We start from the raw sequence: 1446 nt of genomic DNA, 5'->3' as shown, positions 1-1446 counted from the left end.
GCGAACCAGGGGAACTGAAACATCTAAGTACCCTGAGGAAAAGAAATCAACCGAGATTCCCTTAGTAGTGGCGAGCGAACGGGGACTAGCCCTTAAGTGGCTTTGAGATTAGCGGAACGCTCTGGAAAGTGCGGCCATAGTGGGTGATAGCCCTGTACGCGAAAGTCTCTTAGTCATGAAATCGAGTAGGACGGAGCACGAGAAACTTTGTCTGAATATGGGGGGACCATCCTCCAAGGCTAAATACTACTGACTGACCGATAGTGAACTAGTACCGTGAGGGAAAGGCGAAAAGAACCCCGGAGAGGGGAGTGAAATAGATCCTGAAACCGTATGCGTACAAGCAGTGGGAGCAGACTTTGTTCTGTGACTGCGTACCTTTTGTATAATGGGTCAGCGACTTATATTCAGTGGCGAGCTTAACCGAATAGGGGAGGCGTAGCGAAAGCGAGTCTTAATAGGGCGTTTAGTCGCTGGGTATAGACCCGAAACCGGGCGATCTATCCATGGGCAGGTTGAAGGTTAGGTAACACTGACTGGAGGACCGAACCGACTACCGTTGAAAAGTTAGCGGATGACCTGTGGATCGGAGTGAAAGGCTAATCAAGCTCGGAGATAGCTGGTTCTCCTCGAAAGCTATTTAGGTAGCGCCTCATGTATCACTGTAGGGGGTAGAGCACTGTTTCGGCTAGGGGGTCATCCCGACTTACCAAACCGATGCAAACTCCGAATACCTACAAGTGCCGAGCATGGGAGACACACGGCGGGTGCTAACGTCCGTCGTGAAAAGGGAAACAACCCAGACCGTCAGCTAAGGTCCCAAAGTTATGGTTAAGTGGGAAACGATGTGGGAAGGCTTAGACAGCTAGGAGGTTGGCTTAGAAGCAGCCACCCTTTAAAGAAAGCGTAATAGCTCACTAGTCGAGTCGGCCTGCGCGGAAGATGTAACGGGGCTCAAACCATACACCGAAGCTACGGGTATCATCTTAGGATGATGCGGTAGAGGAGCGTTCTGTAAGCCTGTGAAGGTGAGTTGAGAAGCTTGCTGGAGGTATCAGAAGTGCGAATGCTGACATGAGTAACGACAATGGGTGTGAAAAACACCCACGCCGAAAGACCAAGGTTTCCTGCGCAACGTTAATCGACGCAGGGTTAGTCGGTCCCTAAGGCGAGGCTGAAAAGCGTAGTCGATGGAAAACAGGTTAATATTCCTGTACTTCTGGTTATTGCGATGGAGGGACGGAGAAGGCTAGGCCAGCTTGGCGTTGGTTGTCCAAGTTTAAGGTGGTAGGCTGAGATCTTAGGTAAATCCGGGATCTTAAGGCCGAGAGCTGATGACGAGTGTTCTTTTAGAACACGAAGTGGTTGATGCCATGCTTCCAAGAAAAGCTTCTAAGCTTCAGGTAACCAGGAACCGTACCCCAAACCGACACAGGTGGTTGGGTA

Annotated in this window: 1 rRNA gene; it reads left to right on the top strand. The window is 50.6% G+C overall.

What is annotated here, in order from left to right:
* Window positions 1-1446 (top strand): 23S ribosomal RNA (locus tag IB249_RS29545); the annotation flags it as partial.

Origin of the sequence: Pseudomonas sp. PDM04 (assembly GCF_014851765.1) — a bacterium.
Lineage (GTDB): Bacteria > Pseudomonadota > Gammaproteobacteria > Pseudomonadales > Pseudomonadaceae > Aquipseudomonas.
Note: the sequence above shows the minus strand (reverse complement) of the source record. Positions and strands in the feature narration are given on the sequence as shown.